The sequence below is a fragment of the Pseudomonas sp. R151218B TE3479 genome (genome assembly GCF_053629195.1).
In genome coordinates, this window is the sequence record NZ_JBRJHV010000001.1 from 1,613,817 (window position 1) to 1,637,377 (window position 23,561).

19 protein-coding genes and 1 riboswitch are annotated in these 23,561 nt (G+C 62.1%); of the genes, 15 read left to right on the forward strand and 4 right to left on the reverse strand.

Annotation, left to right across the window (positions count from 1 at the left end):
* Positions 1 to 13: 13 nt before the first annotated feature.
* Complete coding sequence (locus tag AB7M32_RS07195) at positions 14 to 346, reverse strand: DMT family transporter (protein ID WP_003197153.1); 333 nt, start codon at positions 344 to 346, stop codon at positions 14 to 16.
* 103 nt (positions 347 to 449) lie between these two features.
* Between AB7M32_RS07195 and AB7M32_RS07200 the strand changes: the two genes are divergently transcribed.
* Both AB7M32_RS07200 and waaA read left to right on the forward strand, forming a co-directional pair.
* A complete protein-coding gene (locus AB7M32_RS07200) occupies positions 450 to 1,340 on the forward strand; it encodes a LysR family transcriptional regulator (RefSeq protein WP_454249509.1) in 891 nt (296 codons plus the stop codon).
* A gap of 22 nt (positions 1,341 to 1,362) precedes the next feature.
* Positions 1,363 to 2,643, forward strand: a complete 1,281-nt coding sequence (gene waaA, locus AB7M32_RS07205; protein ID WP_454249510.1) for a lipid IV(A) 3-deoxy-D-manno-octulosonic acid transferase — start codon at positions 1,363 to 1,365, stop codon at positions 2,641 to 2,643.
* A 130-nt stretch (positions 2,644 to 2,773) separates the two neighbouring features.
* Here waaA and AB7M32_RS07210 read toward each other — a convergent pair whose 3' ends face one another.
* The gene (locus AB7M32_RS07210; protein ID WP_454249511.1) at positions 2,774 to 4,213 is read right to left on the reverse strand and encodes a TolC family outer membrane protein; all 1,440 of its coding nucleotides are present in this window, start codon (positions 4,211 to 4,213) and stop codon (positions 2,774 to 2,776) included.
* Positions 4,214 to 4,367: 154 nt separating this feature from the next.
* A riboswitch (TPP riboswitch) is annotated at positions 4,368 to 4,473 on the forward strand.
* A 161-nt stretch (positions 4,474 to 4,634) separates the two neighbouring features.
* Here AB7M32_RS07210 and thiC point away from each other — a divergent pair.
* Together thiC and cytX are read left to right on the forward strand one after the other, a co-directional pair.
* Positions 4,635 to 6,524, forward strand: a complete 1,890-nt coding sequence (gene thiC / locus AB7M32_RS07215) for a phosphomethylpyrimidine synthase ThiC (RefSeq protein ID WP_454249512.1) — start codon at positions 4,635 to 4,637, stop codon at positions 6,522 to 6,524.
* Positions 6,525 to 6,693: 169 nt separating this feature from the next.
* A complete protein-coding gene (cytX, locus tag AB7M32_RS07220) occupies positions 6,694 to 7,986 on the forward strand; it encodes a putative hydroxymethylpyrimidine transporter CytX (RefSeq protein WP_454249513.1) in 1,293 nt (430 codons plus the stop codon).
* Here cytX and AB7M32_RS07225 read toward each other — a convergent pair.
* Complete coding sequence (locus AB7M32_RS07225; protein WP_060739446.1) at positions 7,955 to 8,698, reverse strand: DUF3298 domain-containing protein; 744 nt, start codon at positions 8,696 to 8,698, stop codon at positions 7,955 to 7,957. The two genes, cytX and AB7M32_RS07225, sit on opposite strands and share 32 nt — an antisense overlap.
* A gap of 214 nt (positions 8,699 to 8,912) precedes the next feature.
* On the opposite strand from AB7M32_RS07225, the gene AB7M32_RS07230 reads away from it, so the two are divergent.
* The 10 genes from AB7M32_RS07230 (at position 8,913) to AB7M32_RS07275 (ending at position 20,408) form a co-directional block, all read left to right on the forward strand.
* On the forward strand, positions 8,913 to 9,530 hold the full coding sequence (locus AB7M32_RS07230) for an NUDIX domain-containing protein (RefSeq protein WP_072407133.1): 618 nt from the start codon (positions 8,913 to 8,915) through the stop codon (positions 9,528 to 9,530).
* Positions 9,521 to 9,973, forward strand: a complete 453-nt coding sequence (locus AB7M32_RS07235; protein ID WP_024618006.1) for a DUF1249 domain-containing protein — start codon at positions 9,521 to 9,523, stop codon at positions 9,971 to 9,973. Before AB7M32_RS07230 ends, AB7M32_RS07235 begins: the two co-directional genes overlap by 10 nt.
* Before the next feature lie 99 nt (positions 9,974 to 10,072).
* Positions 10,073 to 10,888 (forward strand): 3',5'-cyclic-AMP phosphodiesterase, encoded by an 816-nt coding sequence (gene cpdA, locus AB7M32_RS07240; protein WP_454249514.1) that lies wholly within the window; start codon positions 10,073 to 10,075, stop codon positions 10,886 to 10,888.
* A 1,217-nt stretch (positions 10,889 to 12,105) separates the two neighbouring features.
* A complete protein-coding gene (locus AB7M32_RS07245; RefSeq protein ID WP_454249515.1) occupies positions 12,106 to 12,462 on the forward strand; it encodes a DUF6124 family protein in 357 nt (118 codons plus the stop codon).
* Between the two features lie 728 nt (positions 12,463 to 13,190).
* Positions 13,191 to 13,799, forward strand: coding sequence for a YqiA/YcfP family alpha/beta fold hydrolase (locus tag AB7M32_RS07250; protein ID WP_265033085.1), 609 nt, complete (start codon positions 13,191 to 13,193; stop codon positions 13,797 to 13,799).
* Between the two features lie 41 nt (positions 13,800 to 13,840).
* Complete coding sequence (gene parE, locus AB7M32_RS07255; RefSeq protein ID WP_454249516.1) at positions 13,841 to 15,745, forward strand: DNA topoisomerase IV subunit B; 1,905 nt, start codon at positions 13,841 to 13,843, stop codon at positions 15,743 to 15,745.
* Entirely contained in the window at positions 15,745 to 16,731 is a 987-nt protein-coding gene (locus AB7M32_RS07260; RefSeq protein WP_454249517.1) for an esterase-like activity of phytase family protein, read from the forward strand. The genes parE and AB7M32_RS07260 overlap by 1 nt, the downstream gene beginning before the upstream one ends.
* Positions 16,728 to 17,249: a retropepsin-like aspartic protease family protein gene (locus AB7M32_RS07265; RefSeq protein ID WP_072407120.1), complete on the forward strand. Its 522-nt coding sequence runs from the start codon at positions 16,728 to 16,730 to the stop codon at positions 17,247 to 17,249. Before AB7M32_RS07260 ends, AB7M32_RS07265 begins: the two co-directional genes overlap by 4 nt.
* 10 nt (positions 17,250 to 17,259) lie before the next feature.
* Positions 17,260 to 19,524, forward strand: coding sequence for a DNA topoisomerase IV subunit A (gene parC, locus AB7M32_RS07270; protein WP_454249518.1), 2,265 nt, complete (start codon positions 17,260 to 17,262; stop codon positions 19,522 to 19,524).
* Positions 19,525 to 19,703: 179 nt separating this feature from the next.
* Positions 19,704 to 20,408: a PqiC family protein gene (locus AB7M32_RS07275; RefSeq protein WP_072407117.1), complete on the forward strand. Its 705-nt coding sequence runs from the start codon at positions 19,704 to 19,706 to the stop codon at positions 20,406 to 20,408.
* Positions 20,409 to 20,665: 257 nt separating this feature from the next.
* Here AB7M32_RS07275 and AB7M32_RS07280 read toward each other — a convergent pair whose 3' ends face one another.
* On the reverse strand, positions 20,666 to 22,183 hold the full coding sequence (locus AB7M32_RS07280) for an AhpA/YtjB family protein (protein ID WP_454249519.1): 1,518 nt from the start codon (positions 22,181 to 22,183) through the stop codon (positions 20,666 to 20,668).
* Between the two features lie 133 nt (positions 22,184 to 22,316).
* On the opposite strand from AB7M32_RS07280, the gene serB reads away from it, so the two are divergent.
* The gene (gene serB / locus AB7M32_RS07285; protein WP_092205345.1) at positions 22,317 to 23,531 is read left to right on the forward strand and encodes a phosphoserine phosphatase SerB; all 1,215 of its coding nucleotides are present in this window, start codon (positions 22,317 to 22,319) and stop codon (positions 23,529 to 23,531) included.
* The last annotated feature ends 30 nt before the right edge of the window (positions 23,532 to 23,561 follow it).

Below are 23,561 nucleotides of genomic sequence, written 5' to 3' on the forward strand. Positions count from 1 at the left end.
GATCAGTGTGTTTTCAGTGCCCGGCGGTCTTGGAGAATAGCTGGATCACCACCACCCCCAACACAATCAGCGCCATCCCCAGCATCGCTGGCACGTCCAGTTTCTGCCCATAGATGAACAGCGCCGCCACGCTGACCATGACGATCCCCAGCCCGGCCCAGACCGCATAGGCCACGCCCACCGGTACGGTGCGCACCACCAGCGTCAGCATCCAGAACGCGGTGCCATAGCCGACAATGACCAGCAGCAGGGGCAGGGGTGTGCTCAGGCCCTTGATCGCTTTCATCGAAACAGTGGCGATCACTTCGGCGCAGATGGCGATGGCCAGGTAGTAGTAGGCGTTCATGGGCGGTTCCTCTTTGACGGTTGCGTCTTTCGATGGGGTCATTCTAGAGATCGCCCAGATGCGGTAAAGTCATTACCTATCTGTAATGGAGATAGGTTGAGCCATGAACATACAGTGGAATCTGGAGCAACTGCGGCTGTTTGTCGGGGTCGCCGAGAAACGTTCGTTTTCCGCCGTAGCCCGGGACCAGCGCAAGGCGCAATCGGCCATCAGCAGTGCGATTGCCTTGCTGGAAGACGACTTGGGGGTGAGCCTGTTCGAGCGCAGCAGCGGCCGTCAGCCCAGGCTCACCGACGCGGGTGAAGCCCTGCTCGAAGAAGCCAGGGAAGTGCTGCGCCAGTGCGAGCGCCTCAACGGTCGGGCCCTGGCCTTGATGCGTGGGCAGGAAGCGTCGTTGCGCCTGGCCCAGGATGAAGCCATGCCTTATCAACCGGTCATCGACAGCCTGGCGGCCCTGGCCGAGCAATTTCCTACCCTCGAAGTGCAACTGGCCAGCGCCGCCCAGGGCGACGTGGCGCGCAAACTGGTGGAGCGGCGTGCCGACCTCGGCTTGCTGTTCTACCACGACCAGATTCCCGAAGCGCTGGAGCGCCGGGTACTGGGCAGCGTCGAAATGGTCACGGTGTGCGGCCGGGATCATCCCCTGGCGAACCATGCTTATGTGACCTGCCGGGAAATGGCCCGGCACCGCCAGCTGTTGATGGCGACCCAGTCCAGTGTTTACCCCGGCAGTGAGCAGGCCAGCCCGCAGGTCTGGCGAGCCGACAGTTTCTATGTGTTGGCCGAATGGCTGAGGAGTGGCCTGGGCTGGGCCTGGTTGCCACGACATGTGGTGCAGTACCCGGCGTACCTGGGGGACATGGTCGAACTCAGCAGCGAATGGACCCCGCCGGCCCTGGTGGTGGAACTGGTCTGGCGCCGCGACGAACCCCTGGGGCCGGCGGCCCGTTGGCTGGCGGAACGTTTTGCCGTGCAGTTGCAGGCGATCGGCTGAAAAACCGATAAACTCCGCCGCCATGAACAGAACTCTCTATAGCGCGTTGTTTTATCTGGGGCTGCCACTGGTAGCGATTCGGCTGTGGTTGCGGGCCCGCAAGGCGCCAGCGTATGCCCGGCGCATCGGCGAGCGATTCTCCTGGGGACTGCCGGTCATGGTGCCGGGGGGGATCTGGGTGCACGCGGTGTCGGTGGGCGAGAGCATTGCCGCCGCGCCGATGATCCGCGCCTTGCTGCAACGTTATCCACAGCTGCCGATCACCGTCACCTGCATGACGCCCACCGGGTCGGAGCGGATCCGGGCGATGTTCGCCAGCGAGCCACGCATCCAGCATTGTTATCTGCCTTACGACTTGCCCTGCGCCGCCAAGCGGTTTCTCGACCGGGTTCGCCCGTCCCTGGCGGTGATCATGGAAACCGAGCTGTGGCCCAATCATATTCATCAATGCGCCAGGCGTGGCATACCCGTGGCCCTGGCCAATGCGCGGTTGTCGGAGCGTTCGGCGCGGGGTTATGCACGCTTTCCCAAGCTCACCCGGCCCATGCTCGCCGAGATGAGCTTGTTCGCCGTGCAGACAGAAGTCGAAGCCGAGCGTTTTCGTCAATTGGGCGCCCGGGCGGCAACCGTCGAGGTCACCGGCTCCATCAAGTTCGACCTGACCATCGACCCGCAACTGCTCGAAGACGCCAGCGCCTTGCGTCGCCAGTGGCAGGCAACCGAGCGCCCGGTGTGGATCGCCGCCAGCACCCATGAAGGTGAAGACGAAGTGGTACTGGCGGCTCACCGTCGGTTGCTCGACAGTTATCCCGATGCGTTGCTGATCCTGGTGCCGCGTCATCCCGAGCGCTTTGACTCGGTGCACCAGTTGTGTGAAAACGAAGGTCTGGTCACGGTGCGGCGCTCCAGCGGTCAGCCGGTTACCGCCCAGGCTTCGGTGTTGCTCGGCGACACTATGGGCGAGCTGCTGTTTCTCTACGCGTTGGCCGACAGCGCGTTTGTCGGTGGCAGCCTCGTGCCCAACGGTGGGCACAACCTGCTCGAACCGGCGGCCCTGGCGAAACCGGTGCTCAGTGGGCCGCACCTGTTCAACTTTCTCGAAATCGCCGCGCAATTGCGTGCTGCCGGAGCGCTGGCGGAAGTGGAAGATGCCGAAAGCCTGGCCCTGGCGGTGCAGCGTCTGTTCGAACTGCCCCGCGACGCCCAGCGCATGGCCGAGGCAGGGCTGAAGGTGATGCGCACCAACCAGGGCGCGTTGCAGCGGTTGCTGGAGGGGTTGGGGCGGTTGCTCGCCAGTCGGTGATCTTTGCCCTAGTGGGAACCGCTGTTGTGGCGAGGGAGCTTGCTCCCGCTTGGGTGCGAAGCGCCCACTAGAAATGGGACCGCTTCGCGATCCAGCGGGAGCAAGCTCCCTCGCCACAAAGGTATCGTCGTTATTGCGCCGGCCGCGAGCGCAACTGCTGCGAGGCTGCCTGGGCCAGGTCCGGCGGCAGGAAGTCGCGGTCGGGGTTGTAGTCGGGCTTGAGGTAGCGCGACAGGTCCTGCAGGTCCGCCGGGCTCAACGTCCCGGCCGCTTGCTTCAGACGCAGGTTGTCGAGGATGTAGTCGTAGCGTGCGTTGTTGTAGTTGCGCACCGAGGTGTACAGCTGACGCTGGGCATCGAGCACATCGACGATGTTGCGGGTGCCCACCTGGTAGCCGATTTCCGTGGCTTCCACCGCGCTCTGGTTGGAGATGATCGACTGGCGCCGGGCCTGGACCTGCTCCACATCCGTGTTCACGGCGCGGTGCAGGTTACGAGTGTTCTCCACCACCTGGCGGCGCAGGCCTTCGCGTTGCTGTTCGGTCTGGGTGAGCTGCGAGTAGGACTCGCGCACCTGGGAGCTGGTCAGCCCGCCGCTGAAAATCGGTATGTTCAATTGCAGGGCCAGCGTGCGTTGCTCTACGTCGCCGCTGTACGAGCGACCGAATGCGTTCGGGTTGCTGAAGCCCAGGGCGTCGTTGTCACCTTTTTCGTATTTCGCCACGGCATCCAGGGTCGGCGCGTGCCCGGCCTTGCGCTGGCGCAAAGTGTCTTCGGCGGCATCGACCGCGTAGTTGCTGGCCAGCAGGTTGAGGTTCTGCTTGGCCGCAGTGTCGACCCAGGCCTTGGCATCGTTCGGCGTCGGCGGCAGGATCGGCAGGGTGTGGACGATGCCCTGGAGCGAGTTGTACTGACGGTTGGTCAGGGTGATCAGCGCTTCGAACGCGTCCTCGACCTGGCGCTGGGCGAGGATTCGGTTGGCGCGTGCGGTGTCGTAGCTGGCCTGTGATTGCAGCACGTCGGTCTTGTCCGACAGGCCGACGTCGAAGCGTTCGTTGGACTGGTCGAGCTGGCGCTTGAAGGCGGCTTCCTCGGCCTTGGTCGAAGCCAGGTTGTCCTGGCTGCGCAGCACGTTGAAGTAGCTCTCGGCGCTTTGCAGGATCATGTTCTGCTCGGTGGCCGACAGTTGCAGTGCGGCCTGTTCATTCACCGACTTGGCGGCCTGGAACTGGAACCAGCGATCGGCACGGAACAAGGGTTGGGACAGCGTGGCCTGGTAGGAGCGGGCACTACGGCTGGCGACTGCGGCAGGCTGGTCGATATCGGTGCGCACATTGGCGACTTCCGCACCGCCGGACAGGTTCGGCAACAACCCGGCACGGGCCTGGGGCACCACTTCCTTCTGGGCACCATACTGGGCGCGGGCAGCGGCCAGGTCGGCGTTGTTGTCCACCGCTTCCTGATAGACGCTCACCAGATCGGTTTTGGTGGTCAGGGGCGCTTCGGCAGCCCAGGCCATTCCGTTGGACGCACAAGACACGGCGAGGGCCAGTGAAAGTTTGCGCAGCATGAGGCGATCCCTACTTCTCGAATGTTTGCGCACAAGAGGCGCGGCGTAGCGAGTGTAGTTGCGCCCGCGCACGGCAACAATCCTGTATATACGCCATTCATCACGCCTTTTACCCGGGTGATGGCGTTCTGTGGTGGTTGTGTCTAGACTGGCCGGGTTCTTGTCGGGGTGCCTTGCTATGAGGCTGAGATCGAATAATTTCGGATCCCGTTGAACCTGATCAGGTTAACGCCTGCGTAGGGAACAAGATTTCTCGTCACCCGGCGAGTCCTCTTGTGCTTCGTCCGGGATGTCGTTCGACCATTGAACGCACTCGAGCAGCAAGCACAGCATCCGCACTTTCGTGCAGGGATGCGTCCATTCGCTACAGGTTCGCTCCGACAAAAATCCACTGCCTGGATGTGTGTCTGGAGAGCCCGTGATGACGACAAAAGCAAAAAACGCGACCAACCTCAGTGATTCGGCCAAGGTCGATGAGCAATCGGTCCAGCCCTTTACCCGCTCGCAAAAAATCTATGTCCAGGGCAGCCGCCCGGATATCCGCGTGCCCATGCGCGAAATCAGCCTCGACGTGACCCCCACCGACTTCGGCGGCGAAATCAACGCGCCGGTTGTGGTGTACGACACTTCGGGCCCGTACACCGACCCGAACGTGACCATCGACGTGCGCAAAGGCCTGGCCGACGTGCGCTCTTCGTGGATCGAAGACCGTGGCGACACTGAGCGCCTGGCGGGCCTGAGTTCCAACTTCGGCCAGGAACGCCTGGCCGACCCCGAGCTCACCAAGCTGCGCTTTGCCCACGTGAACAACCCGCGTCGCGCCAAGCCGGGTGCCAACGTCAGCCAGATGCACTACGCGCGCAAAGGCATCATCACCGCCGAGATGGAATACGTCGCCATCCGCGAAAACATGAAGCTGGAAGTGGCCCGCGCCGCCGGTCTGCTGGACCAGCAACACGCCGGCCACAGCTTCGGCGCCAGCGTGCCGAAAGTCATCACCCCGGAATTCGTCCGCGATGAAATCGCCCGTGGCCGCGCGATCATCCCGGCCAACATCAACCACACCGAACTGGAACCGATGATCATCGGCCGTAACTTCCTGGTGAAGATCAACGGCAACATCGGCAACAGCGCGCTGGGTTCGTCCATCGAAGAAGAAGTGGCGAAACTGACCTGGGGCATCCGCTGGGGTTCGGACACGGTCATGGACCTGTCCACCGGCAAGCACATCCATGAAACCCGCGAGTGGATCATCCGCAACTCGCCGGTCCCGATCGGCACCGTGCCGATCTACCAGGCCCTGGAAAAAGTCGGCGGCGTGGCCGAAGACCTGACCTGGGAGCTGTTCCGCGACACACTGATCGAGCAGGCCGAGCAGGGCGTCGACTACTTCACCATCCACGCCGGCGTGTTGCTGCGCTATGTGCCGATGACCGCCAAGCGCGTCACCGGGATCGTCAGCCGTGGCGGTTCGATCATGGCCAAGTGGTGCCTGGCGCACCATAAAGAAAACTTCCTCTACACCCACTTCGAAGACATCTGCGAAATCATGAAGGCCTACGACGTCAGCTTCTCGCTGGGCGATGGCCTGCGTCCGGGCTCGATTGCCGACGCCAACGACGAAGCGCAGTTCGGCGAGCTGGAAACCCTGGGCGAGCTGACCAAGATCGCCTGGAAGCACGATGTGCAATGCATGATCGAAGGTCCCGGCCACGTGCCGATGCAGTTGATCAAGGAGAACATGGACAAGCAGCTCGAGTGCTGCGACGAGGCGCCGTTCTACACCCTCGGCCCACTGACCACCGACATCGCGCCGGGTTACGACCACATCACCTCCGGTATCGGTGCGGCGATGATCGGCTGGTTCGGTTGCGCCATGCTCTGCTACGTGACCCCGAAAGAACACTTGGGGCTGCCGAACAAGGATGACGTGAAGACCGGGATCATTACCTACAAGATCGCCGCCCACGCGGCCGACCTTGCCAAGGGCCACCCGGGCGCGCAGATCCGCGACAACGCCTTGAGCAAAGCGCGTTTCGAGTTCCGTTGGGAAGACCAGTTCAACCTCGGCCTGGACCCGGACACCGCCCGCTCGTACCACGACGAAACCCTGCCGAAGGACTCGGCCAAGGTGGCGCATTTCTGCTCGATGTGCGGGCCGAAATTCTGCTCGATGAAAATCACCCAGGAAGTGCGCGAGTACGCCGCCAACCAGCGCATTGAAGCGGTGGATGTCGATGTCGCCCAGGGCTTGGCGGAGCAGGCTGAGCGGTTCAAGAAGGAAGGTAGTCAGCTTTACAAGAAAGTGTGATGTGAGCTGAGGGGGCGGTGTTTTCACTGCCCTCATCGCGAGCAAGCTCGCTCCCACAGGGGATCTATTGTGGACACAAAATCCGTGTGCACCTGCGATCCCTTGTGGGAGCGAGCTTGCTCGCGAAGGCGATCATCAGAACAACAAATATTCCTCTGAGATAACACTCTTGAACATCCAACCCAGCACCTACTCCCCAGACACCGCCGTCCCCCTGGACAAGCGCGTCTTCGGCGCCCGTGATCTGTTTTCCCTGTGGTTCTCCCTCGGCATCGGCCTGATGGTCTTGCAGGTCGGTGCCTTGCTGGCGCCGGGCCTGGGCCTGAGTGGTTCGTTGCTGGCGATTTTCCTCGGCACGCTGGTGGGCGTCCTGCTGCTGGCGGCGGTCGGGGTGATCGGCAGTGACACTGGCCTGTCGGCCATGGCCGCCCTCAAGCTCAGCCTCGGCAGCCAGGGCGCGAGCGTGCCGGCGGTGTTGAACTTGCTGCAATTGATCGGCTGGGGCTCGTTCGAAATCATCGTCATGCGCGATGCCGCCAGCCTGCTCGGCGCGAGGGCTTTCAGTGAAGGCAGTCTGGGGTCGAACCCGTTGCTGTGGACGCTGTTCTTCGGCGCCCTGGCGACCCTGCTCGCCGTGAGTGGGCCGTTGACCTTCGTGCGCAAGGTCTTGCGCAAGTGGGGTATCTGGTTGCTGCTGGCGGCCTGCATCTGGCTGACCTGGAACCTGTTCGCCAAGGCCGACCTGGCGGCGTTGTGGGCCCAGGCAGGCGACGGTTCGATGCCGCTGGCGGTGGGATTCGATATCGCGATTGCCATGCCGTTGTCCTGGCTGCCGCTGATCGCCGACTACTCACGTTTCGGCCAGCGCGCCAAAAACGTCTTCGGCGGCACGGCCGTGGGTTTCTTCATCGGTAATTTCTGGCTGATGAGCCTGGGCGTGGCCTACACGCTGGCGTTCGCGCCGAGCGGTGAAGTCAACGCGTTGCTGCTGGCCCTGGCCGGTGCCGGCCTGGGCATTCCGTTACTGCTGATTCTGCTGGATGAGTCGGAAAACGCCTTCGCCGACATCCACTCGGCGGCAGTGTCCAGCGGCATGCTGTCGGGGTTGAAGGTCGAGCACCTGGCCTTGGCGATAGGCGTCATCTGCACCTTGATCGCCTGCTTCGCACCGTTGGCGCAATATCAGAACTTCCTGTTGCTGATCGGCTCGGTATTCGCGCCGCTGTTCGGCGTGGTGCTGGTGGACCACTTCATCCTGCGCAAACGCAGCAGCCAAGTGGTGTCAGCCGCGTTGCGCTGGCCGGCCCTGTTGGCGTGGCTGGGTGGGGTGAGCACTTATCATTTGCTGGCCAACCTCTATCCGGATGTCGGTGCAACCCTGCCGTCGCTGATTCTGGCAGGGTTGCTGCAACTGCTGTTGGGTCGGGCTTTCAGCTACGGCCGGGGAACAGCTCGGGCTTGAGGATGCCATTGAGGCGAGGATAGGCGATCTTCAGTTCGATGTGACCCAGGGCGTACGGCGCGATGGTGCTCACTTCGTACTTGAGGATCACCCCGCCGTAGGTCAGCGCCACGTGCGGGGTTTTCTGGAAGGACCACTGTTTCAGGAACTCGGGCTCCTGATCCAGCTTGGTGCTGATCAGCCAGCTGTTGTGGGCGACTTGCGCGGCTTTCCAGAAGGCTTCTTCCTGGCCTGGCAGCAGCATGTCCGACAGGGTCAGTACCTTGTGCTGCTGGCGCGAATAGTTGATGAAGCCGCGCCCTGGCGTGCCGTGGGCACCGCCGGTGTCCAGGTAGCTGGACAATTCGATGATCACCAGGCCGTCATGTTGCTCGCGTACCTTGGCCTGCAAATAGCTGCTGTTGCGCGGCGCGGCGTTGCGCAAAAACTGTTCGCGATAGGCCGCCAGCGTCGGTGCCACCGGGGCGTCCGGGGTGCGGGTCATTTGCAGCAGGCGTTTTTCGACGATGCCGTCCAAGGCTGGCTCGGTGGGAAAGTGCAGGGTATCGATGTTCACCAATGGGCAGTCGGCGCTGGCGCAGCCGGGTTGCAGTTGTTCCGAAGCGTCGCGGGTGGTCTCCAGCGGTGCGCGATAGTTGGGTTGGAACAGGCTTTGGCAAGCGCCCAGGGTCAGGGCAATGGCAGCCACGGAGGCGGTTTTGAAAAGCGACATGGGCGTCCTTCATGAAACACGGAAAGGCAAAAAGTTACCCGCTTCGACTGTCGGCAAGGCAATCAGTTCGCCACTAAGCTCATTAGAGTGATTTTCAGCGCAGCCGTCCATCCCGATCACCGGAAAGGGGCTGCATCAAAGGGTACGGGCGCGTTAGGATGGCGCGAAGCCGAGGTTGGAACCTCGTATTGATCCATTGCACACGAGGATTGTCATGACCGACTTCGCCAACGCCACACCGAACACCGTGGACATCGTCAAGCGTGAAACCTGCTTCAAGGGTTTCTATAAGCTTGACCGGCTCGTCTTGCGCCACGAGTTGTTTGCCGGTGGCATGAGCCGTGAGATCAGCCGTGAATTGTTCGTGCGCCATGACGCGGTGTGCGTGCTGCCCTACGACCCGCAGCGCGATGAAGTGGTGTTGATCGAGCAGTTTCGCGTGGGAGCCATTGGCAAGACCACCAACCCCTGGCTGGTGGAACTGGTGGCCGGCCTGATCGACAAGGATGAGCAACCGGAAGAAGTTGCTCATCGCGAAGCGCAGGAGGAAGCTGGGCTTGTCTTCGCTGCGCTTTGGCCGATGACTCAGTATTTTCCATCGCCGGGCGGCAGCAATGAATTCGTACATTTGTTCTTGGGGCGTTGCGACAGCACGGGGGCAGGCGGCCTGCATGGCCTTCTGGAAGAGGCCGAGGACATTCGGGTGAAGGTCTGGGCCTACGAAGATGCCTTGCAAGCCGTGCGCGACGGACGTATCTGCAACGCGGCCAGCATCATTGCCTTGCAATGGCTGGCCTTGAATCGCGATGAAGTGAGGGGGCTATGGTCCTGAACAAGCTGCGCGACCGCTATCGCGTCGATCTGGTGGGGTTGCAGGCCGCCTGCGAGGCCAATTACGCCCGCCTGATGCGCTTGTTGCCGGACATGCGCAACGACCCGTTGCCGCGCCGCATCGCCGTGACCCACGGCGACCAGATGCTCGGCGTACTGGCCCTGGAAGTGCTGCAGACCTGTCCCTACACCACCACCTTGCAGGTGCGCCAGGAACACAGCCTTCCCTGGTTGCCGGTGCCGCAGCTGGAGGTTCAGGTCTATCACGATGCGCGCATGGCCGAAGTCGTCAGCGCCGAACATGCACGACGCTTTCGTGGCATCTATCCTTATCCCAATGCCTCGATGCACCAGCCGGATGAAAAGGCCCAGTTGAACCTGTTTCTGGGCGAGTGGCTGAGTCATTGCCTGGCGCTGGGCCACGAGTTCGAAGTCGTTCGGTAGTTGTGAACCGGTTCCGGTTCGCGGGTTTCCCCTTTCGATCGTCCCCCAGCATAATTGCGGCTTCATGCAACGGCGTGATTGCGCCTGGGAGAGAGCGATTTGCCGAGCGTATCCAGCTTGACCACTGCCGATGCGGCGTTGTTGGTCCAACTGTCCGATAGCCATTTGTTCGCCGAGGCCGATGCCTCGTTGCTGGGCATGAATACCCGTGACAGTTTGCGGGCGGTCATCGATCTGGTGCTCAAGCAGCAGCCGGACATTGACCTGATGCTCGCCACGGGGGATCTGTCCCAGGACGGCACGCTGGAGTCCTACGCGGCGTTTCGGCAGTTGACTGCCCGAATCGATGCGCCGGCGCGGTGGATTCCCGGTAACCATGATGAGCCGCAGGTGATGCTCGAGGCGGCGGTCAAGAGCACGTTGCTCGATCCGGTGGTGGACATCGGCAATTGGCGGGTGACGATGCTGGACTCGGCCGTGCCGGGTTCGGTGCCGGGCTTTTTGGCCGAGGAGCAGTTGATTCTGTTGGCCAATGCGTTGAGCGAGGCGCCGGAGCGGCATCATCTGGTGTGTCTGCACCATCATCCTGTTTCGATTGGGTGTGTGTGGATGGAGCCGATTGGGTTGCGTAATCCGGAGGCGTTGTTTGCGGTGCTGGATCGGTTTCCACAGGTGCGGGCGGTGCTCTGGGGGCATGTGCATCAGGAGGTCGATCGGGTGCGCGAGGGGGTTCGTTTGTTGGCGTCGCCTTCGACCTGTATTCAGTTTGAGCCGGGGAGCGAGGATTTTGCGCTGGGCTCGCAGGCGCCGGGGTATCGGTGGTTGCGGCTTTGGCCGGATGGGCGGTTGGAGACGGGGGTTGAGCGGGTGGTTGGGTTTGCATTTACCCCAGACTATGACTCCAACGGGTACTGAGTTCGGCCCAACTGTGGGAGCGAGCTTGCTCGCGATGGCGGTCTGATTGAGTACATATCCATTTCTGCGGTAACGGCTACTGGCGGTTCCGCTCTTACAGCGGGTCACTTTTGGAAGAGCGCCAAAAGTAACCAAAAGCGCTTTTGCCCCACCACTCGGTGCCTCGCTTAGGCTCGGCATGCCCTCACTCCGGCATTGCTCCGTGGGCCCGCCGCGAAGGGCCATCCATGGCCCAGCGCGGCTATCCCGGCATCCATGCCGGGATGCCCACTCCACAATACCTGCGTTCGGCCAGCGTGGTTAACGGGGCGCCGAAATCAACGTCCACCGCGAGGCGGCCTTATAGCCGGCCTGGTTCTTGCGGGGGGTGTACACCCATCAGACTTGTTTGAGCTGGACCTGTGGGAGCAAAGCTTGCTCGCGATGGCGGTCTGATTGAGTACATATCCATTTCTGCGGTAACGGCTACTGGCGGTTCCGCTCTTACAGCGGGTCACTTTTGGCAAACGCCCCAAAAGTAACCAAAAGGTCTGAGCCCCACCACTCGGCACCTCGCCTAGGCTCGGTGTGCCCTCACTCCGGCATTGCTCCGTGGGCCCGCCGCGAAGGGCCATCCATGGCCCAGCGCGGCTATCCCGGCATCCATGCCGGGATGCCCACTGCGCAATGCCTGCGTTCGGCCAGCGTGGTTAACGGGGCCCCCAGATCAAAAGCCAGGGCGAGGCGGCCTTATAGCCGGCCTGGTTCTTGCGGGGGGTGTACACCCATCAGACTTGTTTGAGCTGGACCTGTGGGAGCAAAGCTTGCTCGCGAGGCGGCCTGATAGCCGACCTGCTCTTGCAGGTGTACTCAGTCCAATTGTGGGAGCGAGCCTGCTCGCGAAGTCGGCGGTGCATTCAGCATTGATGCAAGCAGACCCACCGCCATCGCGAGCAAGCTCGGCTCCCACCGGGATCGGCGGTGGACACTGACCTTATAAACGACCAAAAACCTGTGTGGGAGCGAGCTTGCTCGCGATGGCGGTCTGAGAGCCGACCAGGGTTTGTGGGAATGGTCGGACACACTTCCTGATTCAAGCAGATTTTTCCGACGAGTTCTGGCGGTTGCCGGGTGGGAAGGGCTGTCGCTAACCTTTTCCCGTCGCTGTCAATTCAGCGGCCGGGCCTGGAAACCTGAAAGAAAAAGGAGCTTTATTTCAATCCTAATGGAGCGCCAACATGTCTGAAGATAATTCTGGGTCAACAAAAAACGATTCCATTTCTCCCGAAGCCAGCCAGAACCCCCAAAAACTTGATGAAGCAGCCAAGCGAGCTTTGGACTTTTATCTCAAGCCAAAATCGGATACCCCGAATCGTTCGGATTCCCATCAAGTGTTCACGGTAAACAAAAAACTCGATACCGAAACCCTTCTTGCCAACCTCAGTGAAACCTTAGCCTCCGCCAACGTCATGCTCAGCGACCTGGCCTTTGACTTGGAAGGCTCGCGCCGGCATTTTGCTTTAGGTGTCCAACAGATGATCGAACTGAGTGAGTTATTGGCGAATCGGGCACTTGATGTTGTTGATCCGAAATAAAGCCGGACTCCTTGTGGCGAGGGGATTTATCCCCGTTGGGGTGCGAAGCACCCCCAAAAACTGCCGGCTGCCACAAACCCAATGTTGGAACGAAAAGGCAAGCTTATAGCCGACCTGTCTCTGGCGGCTGTACTTCAATCCAACTGTGGGAGCGAGCTTGCTCGCGAAGGCGGCGGCACATCCCACGCTGATGCAAGCTGGTCCACCGCCATCGCGAGCAAGCTCGCTCCCATAGGGGAAACGCGGTCCCATCAAGAACCAGGTCGGCTGTTAGGCCGCCTCGCGTCGGACGTTGATCTCGGCGCCCCATTAACCACGCTGGCCGAACGCAGGCATTGTGGAGTGGGCATCCCGGCATGGATGCCGGGATAGCTGCGCTGGGCCATGGATGGCCCTTCGCAGCGGGCCCACGGAGCAATGCCGGAGTGAGGGCACACCGAGCCTAGGCGAGGTGCCGAGTGGTGGGGCATAAAGCGTTTTGCTTACTTTTGCGCTTTTCAAAAGTGAGCCGCTGTAAGAGCGGAACCGTCAGCAGCCGTTACCGCAGCAATGGATATGTACCCGGTCAATAGATAAAGGCCGGCTGTAGGGGGGGGCGCTTCGCACCCCAGCGGGGATAAATCCCCTCGCCACAGGATTTTGTGTTGTCTTGTATGAACAGATCACCCCCAAATCCCCACAAACTCCCTGTAAACTCCGGCCTTTGCCCAACACCCAGGGAGTCGGCAATGTCGGGTTCTATCCTTTATATCCACGGCTTCAACAGCGCCCCAGCGTCGACCAAGGCCAGTCAGCTGATCAAAGTAATGGCGCAGTTGGGTCTGAGCGACCACCTACAAGTCCCAGCCCTGCACCACCACCCCCGCCAAGCCATCGGTCAGCTGGAACAGGCGATTGCACAACTGGGCCGACCGCTGCTAGTCGGCAGCTCGCTCGGCGGCTACTATGCGACTCACTTGGCCGAGCGCCACGGCCTCAAGGCCCTGTTGGTCAACCCGGCCGTCAGCCCGCATCGGATGTTCGACGGTTACCTGGGCACGCAGAAGAATTTGTACACCGACGAAACCTGGGAATTGACCCACGACCACGTGACGGCCCTGGCCGAGCTGGAAGTGCCGGCGCCCCAGGATCCGCAGCGGTATCAGGTATGGTTGCAAACCGGTGACGAAACGCTGGATTATCGCCACGCCCAGCAGTATTACCGTGCCTGTGCCTTGCGCATCCAGGCCGGCGGCGACCACAGTTTCCAAGGGTTTGCCCAGCAGTTGCCGGCGCTGTTGAGTTTTGCCGGCATTGGCGCCGATTTGTACCAGGCGATCGACTTCACCTCGTTGTGAGCCTTCGCCCCTTTTTCATTGAACACTGACGACGAGACCCCATGGCCACTCCCAGCGCTAGCTCTTATAACGCAGACGCCATCGAAGTCCTCTCGGGCCTCGACCCGGTGCGCAAGCGCCCCGGCATGTACACCGACACCAGTCGGCCGAACCACCTTGCCCAGGAAGTCATCGACAACAGTGTCGACGAAGCCTTGGCCGGGCATGCGAAGTCGGTGCAGGTCATCCTGCACGCCGATCACTCGCTGGAAGTCAGCGATGACGGCCGCGGCATGCCGGTGGACATACACCCTGAAGAGGGTGTGTCGGGTGTCGAGCTGATCCTCACCAAGCTCCACGCCGGCGGCAAGTTTTCCAACAAGAACTACCAGTTCTCCGGCGGTCTGCACGGGGTGGGTATTTCCGTGGTCAACGCCTTGTCGACCCAGGTGCGGGTGCGGGTCAAGCGTGACGGCAATGAATACCAGATGACTTTCGCCGACGGCTACAAGGCCACCGAGCTGGAAGTGGTCGGCACCGTCGGCAAGCGCAACACCGGGACCAGCGTGTATTTCGCCCCGGACCCGAAATATTTCGATTCACCGAAGTTTTCCGTCAGCCGCCTCAAGCACGTGCTCAAGGCCAAGGCCGTGTTGTGCCCGGGGCTGCTGGTCAGTTTCGAGGACAAGGCCACCGGCGAGAAAGTCGAATGGCATTACGAAGATGGTCTTCGCTCTTACCTGGTGGACGCGGTCAGCGGTTTCGAACGCCTGCCCGACGAGCCGTTCTGCGGCAGTCTGGCCGGTAATAAGGAAGCGGTGGACTGGGCGCTGTTGTGGCTGCCCGAAGGGGGCGAAAGCGTCCAGGAAAGCTACGTCAACCTGATCCCTACGGCCCAGGGCGGCACCCATGTCAACGGCTTGCGCCAGGGCCTGCTCGATGCCATGCGCGAGTTCTGCGAGTTCCGTAACCTGCTGCCCCGTGGCGTGAAGCTGGCGCCGGAAGACGTTTGGGAACGCATTGCCTTTGTCCTGTCGATGAAGATGCAGGAACCGCAATTCTCCGGCCAGACCAAGGAACGCCTGTCGTCCCGTGAGGCGGCGGCGTTTGTTTCCGGGGTGGTCAAGGATGCGTTCAGCCTGTGGCTCAACGCCAACCCGGAAACCGGCCTGGCCCTGGCGGAGTTGGCGATCAACAACGCCGGTCGTCGTCTCAAGGCCAGCAAGAAGGTCGAACGCAAGCGCATCACCCAAGGGCCGGCCTTGCCGGGCAAACTGGCCGATTGCGCCGGGCAGGACCCGATGCGTTCCGAGCTGTTCCTGGTGGAAGGTGACTCCGCCGGTGGTTCGGCCAAGCAGGCGCGGGATAAAGAGTTCCAGGCGATCCTGCCGTTGCGGGGCAAGATCCTCAACACCTGGGAAGTGGACGGCAGCGAAGTGCTGGCCAGCCAGGAAGTGCATAACATCGCCGTCGCCATCGGCGTCGACCCGGGCGCCGAGGACATGAGCCAGCTGCGCTACGGCAAGATCTGCATCCTGGCCGACGCCGACTCCGACGGCTTGCACATCGCCACGTTGCTCTGCGCCTTGTTCGTCCAGCATTTCCGCCCGTTGGTGGACGCCGGTCACGTCTACGTGGCGATGCCGCCGCTGTACCGCATCGACCTGGGCAAGGAAATCTATTACGCCCTGGACGAAGCCGAGCGCGACGGCATTCTGGATCGCCTGGTGGCCGAGAAGAAACGTGGCAAGCCGCAGGTTACCCGATTCAAGGGCCTGGGCGAGATGAACCCGCCGCAGTTGCGCGAAACCACCATGGATCCGAACACTCGCCGCCTGGTGCAGTTGACCCTGGATGATTTCGAAGCGACCTCGGAAATGATGGACATGTTGCTGGCGAAGAAACGTGCCGGCGATCGCAAGACCTGGCTCGAATCCAAAGGGGACCTGGCTGAGGTGCTGGCCTGATGCGCAACGGTTTCGCCCTGGTGTTGTGGCTGTGGGCGGGGGTGGTTGTCGCAGGACCTGCACCGGAGCTGAAGTTGCTGTCCGAGCACGCCGTCGATGGCATGCGCGGTGGCAACTTGTCCGGGCTGGCGCTGTGCGGCGGCGAGATGTGGACGGTGTCCGATCGCGACGATGACCGGATCTATCGCCTCGCCCCCTCCGAGGCGCCGGTCTGGCAGGCCGAGGTGGTTGAAATCGAAGTGCCGAAGGTTCCGGACAGCGGTTTGCCCTGGGGCTTGCGTTCCCGGACCTGGGCGGCGTCGTTCCTGCGTGGTGGCGAACTGGATTTCGAGGGCATCAGTTGCGACAGCGCTGGCAATCGCTATGTGGTCAGCGAGTCTCATGCCGCGGTGTTGCAAGTGTCGCCCTCGGGAGACTCATCCTGGTTGAAAATCGCCCCGACTCTGATCCGTCAGGCCCGGGGCAGCGGCATGTTGTTGCATTTCAACGCCTTGTTCGAAGGCCTGGCGATCAACCCGGCTGGCGATCAGCTGTGGCTGGCGGCGGAGCGCGAGCGTCGCGGTCTGTTGCAGATCAAGCGCCAGCAGACCGTGTGGGACTGCGATGGCAATTGCGTGTTGCTGAGCGAAGCCGGGCTGGAGATGCAGCCGGCGCAGTTCCCCAAGGCCAAGGCGGTTTCGCGGGATTTCGCTGACCTGTCATTGTTCAATGGCAAGCTGTTTACCCTGGAACGCAACGCCTATCAGATCTGCCGGCGTGACCCGCAGACTGCCCAGGTCGAGCGTTGCTGGTCGTTCGCCGCCGAGGCGTTGCAGGATAACCGCCGTTATCCCCAGGCCTATGGGCTGGCCGAAGCGCTGGTGGTGGATGCCGAGGGGGCCTGGATCGGCCTGGACAACAACGATGGCGCGCGGGCCGATGGTGAGCAGCGGCCAATCGTCTGGCGTTTCGCCTCGCCGGACGGTGGCTGGAGTGCCTCGCCGTGAGCCAGCAGTTGCCGGGCAAGCGCGCCGGCCGGGTGCTGATGATCCTGGCCTGGTGCGCCGCGCTGTTTCTGGCGACGCGGTTTTTTGCCCAATGGGAGCAGCGCCAGCAAAACCCCAATACCCAGGTGTACTCGCAAAAAGGTGAAGGTTTTATCGAGGTGAAGCTGGTCGGCAATCAACAGGGGCATTTCGTCGCCAGCGGCCAGATCAACGGCCAGCCGGTGGACTTCATGCTCGACACCGGTGCCACTGACGTGGCGATTCCGATGGAGCTGGCCGAGCGCCTCAAGCTGGAAAAAGGGTTCGGCGTGACCTTGAGCACCGCCAACGGTGTGAGCGAGGGCTACCGTACCCGCGTCGACCGGCTGCAATTGGGCGACATCGTCCTGCGCGATGTCCGTGCCCTGGTGGCGCCCGGCCTGGGTGGCACGCAAGTGCTGCTGGGCATGAGCGCCCTGAACAAACTTGAATTTACCCAGCGCGACGGCACCATGCTGCTGCGCCAGACAACGAACTGATGAGGCCCGCATGAGCGACATTCTTGCAGACAGCTTAGACGGCGTAGAACGCCGATCGCTGGCTGACTTCACCGAAAATGCCTACCTCAATTACTCCATGTACGTGATCATGGACCGTGCCTTGCCGCACATCGGTGACGGTTTGAAGCCGGTTCAGCGGCGGATCATCTATGCCATGAGTGAGCTGGGGCTGGATGCGGATTCCAAGCACAAGAAATCGGCGCGTACCGTCGGTGACGTGCTCGGTAAGTTCCACCCCCACGGCGATTCGGCCTGCTACGAAGCCATGGTGCTGATGGCCCAGCCGTTCAGCTATCGCTACACGCTGGTGGACGGCCAGGGTAACTGGGGTGCGCCGGACGATCCCAAGTCCTTCGCGGCCATGCGTTACACCGAGGCGCGGCTGTCGCGCTATTCCGAGGTGCTGCTCAGCGAGCTGGGCCAGGGCACCGCGGATTGGGGGCCGAACTTCGACGGTACCCTCGACGAACCCCTGGTTCTGCCTGCACGTTTGCCGAATATCCTCCTCAATGGCACCACCGGCATTGCCGTGGGCATGGCCACTGACGTGCCGCCTCACAACCTGCGGGAAGTGGCCACGGCGTGCGTGCGGCTGCTGGACGAGCCGAAAGCCACGGTGGAACAGCTCTGCGAGCACATCCAGGGCCCGGACTATCCGACCGAAGCGGAAATCATCACGCCGCGCGCCGACCTGCTGAAAATCTACGAGACCGGTCGCGGTTCGGTGCGCATGCGCGCCGTGTACCACATCGAAGACGGCGACATCATTGTCACGGCATTGCCGCATCAAGTCTCCGGGGCCAAGGTCCTAGAGCAAATTGCGGCGATGATGCAGGCAAAACCGTCGAAAGCGCCGCAAGTGGCGGATCTGCGCGACGAGTCTGACCATGAAAACCCCTGCCGCATCGTGATCATCCCGGTCAACAGTCGGGTCGACCACGACGCGCTGATGCAGCACCTGTTCGCCAGCACCGACCTGGAGTCCAGCTACCGGGTCAACATCAACATCATCGGCCTGGACGGCAAGCCGCAGTTGAAAAACCTGCGGGCATTGCTGGTGGAGTGGCTGGAGTTCCGGGTCAAGACCGTGCGTCGGCGTCTGCAATTCCGCCTGGACAAGGTCGAGCGCCGCCTGCACCTGTTGGACGGCTTGCTGATTGCCTACCTCAACCTGGATGAAGTGATCCACATCATCCGCACCGAGGAGCACCCCAAGGCCAGCCTGATCGCCCGCTTTGACCTGAGCGAAATCCAGGCCGACTACATCCTCGACACCCGTCTGCGGCAGTTGGCGCGGTTGGAAGAGATGAAGCTGCGCGCCGAGCAGGATGAATTGCTCAAGGAACAGGCCAAGCTGCAAGCCCTGCTGGGCAGCGAAGCCAAGCTCAAGAAGCTGGTACGCAGCGAGCTGCTCAAGGACGCCGAAACCTATGGCGACGACCGTCGCTCGCCCATCGTCGAGCGCGCCGAAGCCAAAGCGCTGACCGAGCATGATCTGTTGCCGAACGAGAAAGTCACCGTCGTGCTGTCGGAAAAAGGCTGGGTGCGCTCGGCCAAAGGTCATGATATTGACGCGACGGGGCTTTCCTATAAGGCCGGGGACGGCTTCAAGGCCTTGGCGGCCGGGCGTTCCAACCAGTTTGCAGTGTTCGTCGACTCCACTGGGCGCAGTTATTCCGTGCCGGCACATACCCTGCCATCGGCTCGCGGCCAGGGCGAACCGCTGACCGGTCGTTTAACACCACCACCGGGTGCAACTTTTGAATGCGTGCTGATGCCTGATGATAATGGACTGTACGTCATTGCATCGGACGCGGGTTACGGGTTCGTGGTCAAGGGTGAGGACCTGCAAGCCAAGAACAAGGCGGGTAAGGCGCTGTTGAGCCTGCCGAACAACGCCAAGGTGATTGCGCCGCGCCCGGTTGCCGATCGAGAGAGCAACTGGCTGGCGTCGGTGACCACCGAAGGCCGGTTGCTGGTGTTCAAGATCAGCGACCTGCCACAGCTGGGTAAAGGCAAGGGCAACAAGATTATTGGTATTTCCGGCGAACGGGTCGCCAGCCGTGAGGAATATGTCACGGATATTGCAGTGTTGCCGGAGGGCGCCACGCTTGTGCTACAGGCAGGAAAGCGTACGCTTTCGTTGAAGGCAGACGATCTCGAGCATTACAAGGGTGAACGTGGTCGGCGGGGCAACAAGCTTCCGAGGGGATTTCAGCGGGTCGATGCGCTGCTCGTCGAAAACCTCAATTAGGCGTAGTAGAGGGCTCGGTCTGCGATTAAAAGCCGCAGATCGATGCTTTCGCGCTGGAGTCGGCGCGCATATTCACGGATGATAGGCCCTTTCAAGCGCCGGCGTAGCCGAGCGTTCTTCACATTGACCGAGTATTTTTTCACTGTGGTAAGCCTTGTGGCTGCCACCTGGACGGAACGATGACTGCTCTGCGCCTCCCTATTTTGTGGCTCGCCGGCCTGCTTGGCCTGGCGGGCTGCAGCATGAACCAGCCGGTGTCGCTGTACCAACTGGACAGCGGCACCCCGGCCCAGCCTGCGCAAAGCACAGGCATGGCCGTTTTGCTCGGCCCGGTTCTGATCGCTGACTACCTGCAGCGTGAAACCTTGTTGCAACGCCAACCGGATGGCAGCCTGCAAGCCGCCACTGACGGCCGTTGGGCCGGCAGCCTGTCCTCTGACATCGATCAGTTGCTGTTGCGTCAGGTCGCCGGGCACCTGGACAGCCAGCGCGTGGTGCTGGCACCGGCGACCCAGGGTTTCACCCCGGATGTGCAGGTACTGCTATCGATTACCCGCCTGGACTCGGGTAAAGCCCAGCCAGCAGTGCTCGATGCCCAATGGCGGTTGATCGACCGCCGTGGCAAGGTGCGTGAGAACCGCATCGTTCATCTGCAAGAGCAACATGCCGGCACCACCGCGGCACAGGTCCAGGCCCAGGGCGTGCTCCTGCAACGCCTGGCCGAACAGCTGTCGGTGTCGCTCAAACCCCTGGCGAACCAGCCGCCTGTCGCCGAAGTGCCCCGCAAGGCCGCGCCAGCCCCGGCCAAACCGGTAGGGAAGGAAAAGGACAAGATTCCCATGGCCTTGCCGATTCGTACGGACATGGAAGTGTTCAGGTTCTGACGGTTGGACCGGCTACACGACAAAGCCCGCGTTGATGCGGGCTTTGTTGTTTCTGCCGGTTGGATCTCTTGTGCCTGCGCCGGCCCTATCGCGAGCAAGCTCGCTCCCACAGGAGATATTCATGGTCTACAGAATCTGAGTTCACTGAAGATTGAATGTGGGAGCGGGCTTGCCCGCGAAGAGGCCAGGACAGGCAACAAAAAAGCCCGCAGATAATCACTCATCTGCGGGCTTTTGTTCGCTTCAACTACTGGATATCAGGCCTGGCGCTCATGCATCCGCGCCAGTTGCCGCTCCAGCATCGATGGATAAGGCTCCATCAAGCGCTCCACGCAACACGCGCCTTCGGGGCTGGCGATGGGGCGGATGCGCGCGCGCTGGCGGATCAGGGCGTCGTCGTTGATCTTGCGCTCCACCAGCAGCAGGTTACGGCTGTGTTGCGACAGCGCCAGGGCGTCCTGGGCGGTTTCGGTCAGCAGCAGGTCGATCTGGCTCAAGCCGAACAAGCCATCGCCCAAGGTCAGGCCCAATTGCAGTTGCAGGGTGATGCCGCTGTCGGCGACTTCGATCTGCAACTGGTGGCCCAGGGCCCGCAGCAACTCACCGCAGCAAATCGCATTGGTCAGGTAGTCGTCGCCGCTGTCTTCGGTGTGGAACAGCATCAGCGTGCTGCCGTCGTTCAAGGTGTGCAATTCGCCCTGATAGAGCGATGCGGCCTGGTCGAGGCAGTCGCGGTAGCGCTCGAGTAACTCCTTCAGGCGCGCCTGGGGCAGGCGGCGCAGCTGATCCTGGGCGCCCAGTTGCACGGCCAGTACGGCGCTGTGCTGGGGCAGGTTCGAGGCCACAGGCTTGGCGACCGGCCGGGGTGCCCCATCGACCGACTCGTCACGCAGGTCGGCGAAGGCGTCGTCGTCTTCCTCGTCCTCTACTGCGCGCACCACGTGGCGTGGGGCCGGCTTGGAGGCCGGCATCGGCTGGCTTTCGTCGAAGCCCGGGTCCCGCAGGTTACGCACTTCGAAGCCTGGCTCGGCATCCTCGTCGTCCGTGTAGTCGAGGTCTTCAGGTTCCGGCTGGGGCTCGGGTTCCGGCGCGAAGCTGGCGTGCAGTTGCCGGGCCAGGTCGCCGATCTCGTCCTGGCGCTGGGTGGCCGGCGTGTGTTCGTCGATGTCCCGCAGCCAGACGCGCAATTGCAACAGCGGCGTGGAGATGTGCCGCCCCAGGCGCAGACTCAAGGCCAGTGCCAGGGCCAGCAGGATCGCGCTGAGGATGCCCATGCTTTGCAGGCTGATGGTCATCGGTTGCTGGAACTGGTCCATGTCCAGGCTGATGCGCAGTTGCCCGGCGGTCACGTCCTGAAAGGTGATCTTGCTCTGGTACATGCCGCCGGATTCGCCCAGCAGGCCAGGCTTGGGCCGCTGCCCGGCCTCGGCGAGGATGCGGTTGTCCACGCTGTAGATGGCGGCGTGGGCCACCAGCTTGTTCTTGGTCAGGTTGTTGAGCAGCACGTTGAGGCTGAGGATGTCGTTGGACACCAGCAGCTCCGTGGCGGACGTGGCGGTCTGGGTGGTCAGGCTTTCACCCAGGGCATCGGCCTGCTCATGCATGGCTTGCTTGAACTGCAGGCCCATTACGCAGGCATAGATGACCAGGGCCAGTGCGACCAGGATCACGTTATGGCTGGCAATGCGCAATGCAATCGGCACGCGACGGTGGCGCAGTGCACGGAAGATCAGCAGGAAGAAGTTGTCGGTTTTGACTGGCGTGGGCCGGTTCACTGAGCTCGGCTCTTTGTCCGTGAAATTGACGCGCAGTATAGCGACAGGCCCATGACCGGCAAAGCACTGGCGGTGCCCGATGGTCACTGAATGTGGGTAGAATGCGGTTTTTTTCCACCTGCGGGGGTGCGCCTTGCGCGAAATCGTCCTGATAAACATCACTGGCAGCGACCGTCCGGGTCTGACTGCGGCCATTACCGGCGTTCTGGCCCAGGGTGGTGTGAACATTCTCGACATCGGTCAGGCGGTGATCCACGACACGCTGTCGTTCGGCATCCTGGTTGAAATTCCGGACGCCGAACAAAGCAAGTCCGTGCTCAAGGACATCCTGTTCACCGCCTACAAGCTCGACCAGCAGGTACGCTTCACCCCAGTGTCGGAGGATGATTATCAACATTGGGTGGCCGGCCAGGGCAAGAAGCGCCACATCGTGACCCTGTTGACCCGCAAGGTCACTGCCGAGCAGTTGCAGCGCGTCAGCTCGATCACCGCCCAGTATGGCCTTAACATCGACCACATCGACCGCCTGTCCGGGCGCATGCCGCTGGACACCCCTGCCGACAAGGGCAAGGGCTGTATCGAGTTTTCGGTACGCGGCGAGCCGGCCGATCCCCAGGCGTTGCGTGCCGAGTTCCTCAGCGTGGCCCAGGAACTGAACGTCGACATCGCCTTCCAGGAAGATTCGCTGTTCCGCCGCAACCGCCGCCTGGCGGTGTTCGACATGGACTCGACGCTGATCGAGGCCGAAGTCATCGACGAACTGGCCAAGGCGGCCGGCGTGGGCGACAAGGTCTCGGCCATCACCGAGCGAGCCATGGCCGGCGAGCTGGATTTCCGGGCCAGCTTCAAGGAGCGCCTGGCCCTGCTTAAAGGTCTGGACGTCAGCGTACTGGATTCCATTGGCGCTTCCCTGCGCCTGACCGAAGGCGCCGAAACCCTGTTCGCCGAACTCAAGCGCCTGGGTTACAAGACCGCCATCCTGTCCGGCGGCTTCACCTACTTCGCCAAGCAGTTGCAGGCCAAGCTCGGTATCGACTACGTATTCGCCAACGAGCTGGAAGTGGTGGACGGCAAGGTGACCGGCGTGGCCGTCGAGCCGATCGTCGATGCCCAGCGCAAGGCGGACCTGCTGCGTGAACTGGCTGAAAAAGAAGGGCTGCGCCTGGAGCAGACCATCGCCGTGGGCGACGGCGCCAACGACCTGCCGATGCTGGCGATCGCGGGCCTGGGCGTGGCATTCCGCGCCAAGCCGCTGGTCAAGCAGTCGGCCAGGCAAGCGATTTCCACCCTGGGGCTGGATGGGGTGTTGTACCTGCTGGGCTTCAGGGATCGTGACGGGCAGCTCTGATTCGAGTCTGTCGCAATCTTTTGGAGGCAT

What these genes read in the sequence shown, in the direction of transcription:
- AB7M32_RS07195 (WP_003197153.1), bottom strand. Translation starts at nt 346, where the DNA reads ATGAACGCCTACTACTACCTGGCCATCGCCATCTGCGCCGAAGTGATC.
- AB7M32_RS07200 (WP_454249509.1), top strand. Translation starts at nt 450, where the DNA reads ATGAACATACAGTGGAATCTGGAGCAACTGCGGCTGTTTGTCGGGGTC.
- waaA (WP_454249510.1), top strand. Translation starts at nt 1,363, where the DNA reads ATGAACAGAACTCTCTATAGCGCGTTGTTTTATCTGGGGCTGCCACTG.
- AB7M32_RS07210 (WP_454249511.1), bottom strand. Translation starts at nt 4,213, where the DNA reads ATGCTGCGCAAACTTTCACTGGCCCTCGCCGTGTCTTGTGCGTCCAAC.
- thiC (WP_454249512.1), top strand. Translation starts at nt 4,635, where the DNA reads ATGACGACAAAAGCAAAAAACGCGACCAACCTCAGTGATTCGGCCAAG.
- AB7M32_RS07225 (WP_060739446.1), bottom strand. Translation starts at nt 8,698, where the DNA reads ATGTCGCTTTTCAAAACCGCCTCCGTGGCTGCCATTGCCCTGACCCTG.
- AB7M32_RS07230 (WP_072407133.1), top strand. Translation starts at nt 8,913, where the DNA reads ATGACCGACTTCGCCAACGCCACACCGAACACCGTGGACATCGTCAAG.
- AB7M32_RS07235 (WP_024618006.1), top strand. Translation starts at nt 9,521, where the DNA reads ATGGTCCTGAACAAGCTGCGCGACCGCTATCGCGTCGATCTGGTGGGG.
- AB7M32_RS07245 (WP_454249515.1), top strand. Translation starts at nt 12,106, where the DNA reads ATGTCTGAAGATAATTCTGGGTCAACAAAAAACGATTCCATTTCTCCC.
- AB7M32_RS07250 (WP_265033085.1), top strand. Translation starts at nt 13,191, where the DNA reads ATGTCGGGTTCTATCCTTTATATCCACGGCTTCAACAGCGCCCCAGCG.
- parE (WP_454249516.1), top strand. Translation starts at nt 13,841, where the DNA reads ATGGCCACTCCCAGCGCTAGCTCTTATAACGCAGACGCCATCGAAGTC.
- AB7M32_RS07260 (WP_454249517.1), top strand. Translation starts at nt 15,745, where the DNA reads ATGCGCAACGGTTTCGCCCTGGTGTTGTGGCTGTGGGCGGGGGTGGTT.
- parC (WP_454249518.1), top strand. Translation starts at nt 17,260, where the DNA reads ATGAGCGACATTCTTGCAGACAGCTTAGACGGCGTAGAACGCCGATCG.
- AB7M32_RS07275 (WP_072407117.1), top strand. Translation starts at nt 19,704, where the DNA reads ATGACTGCTCTGCGCCTCCCTATTTTGTGGCTCGCCGGCCTGCTTGGC.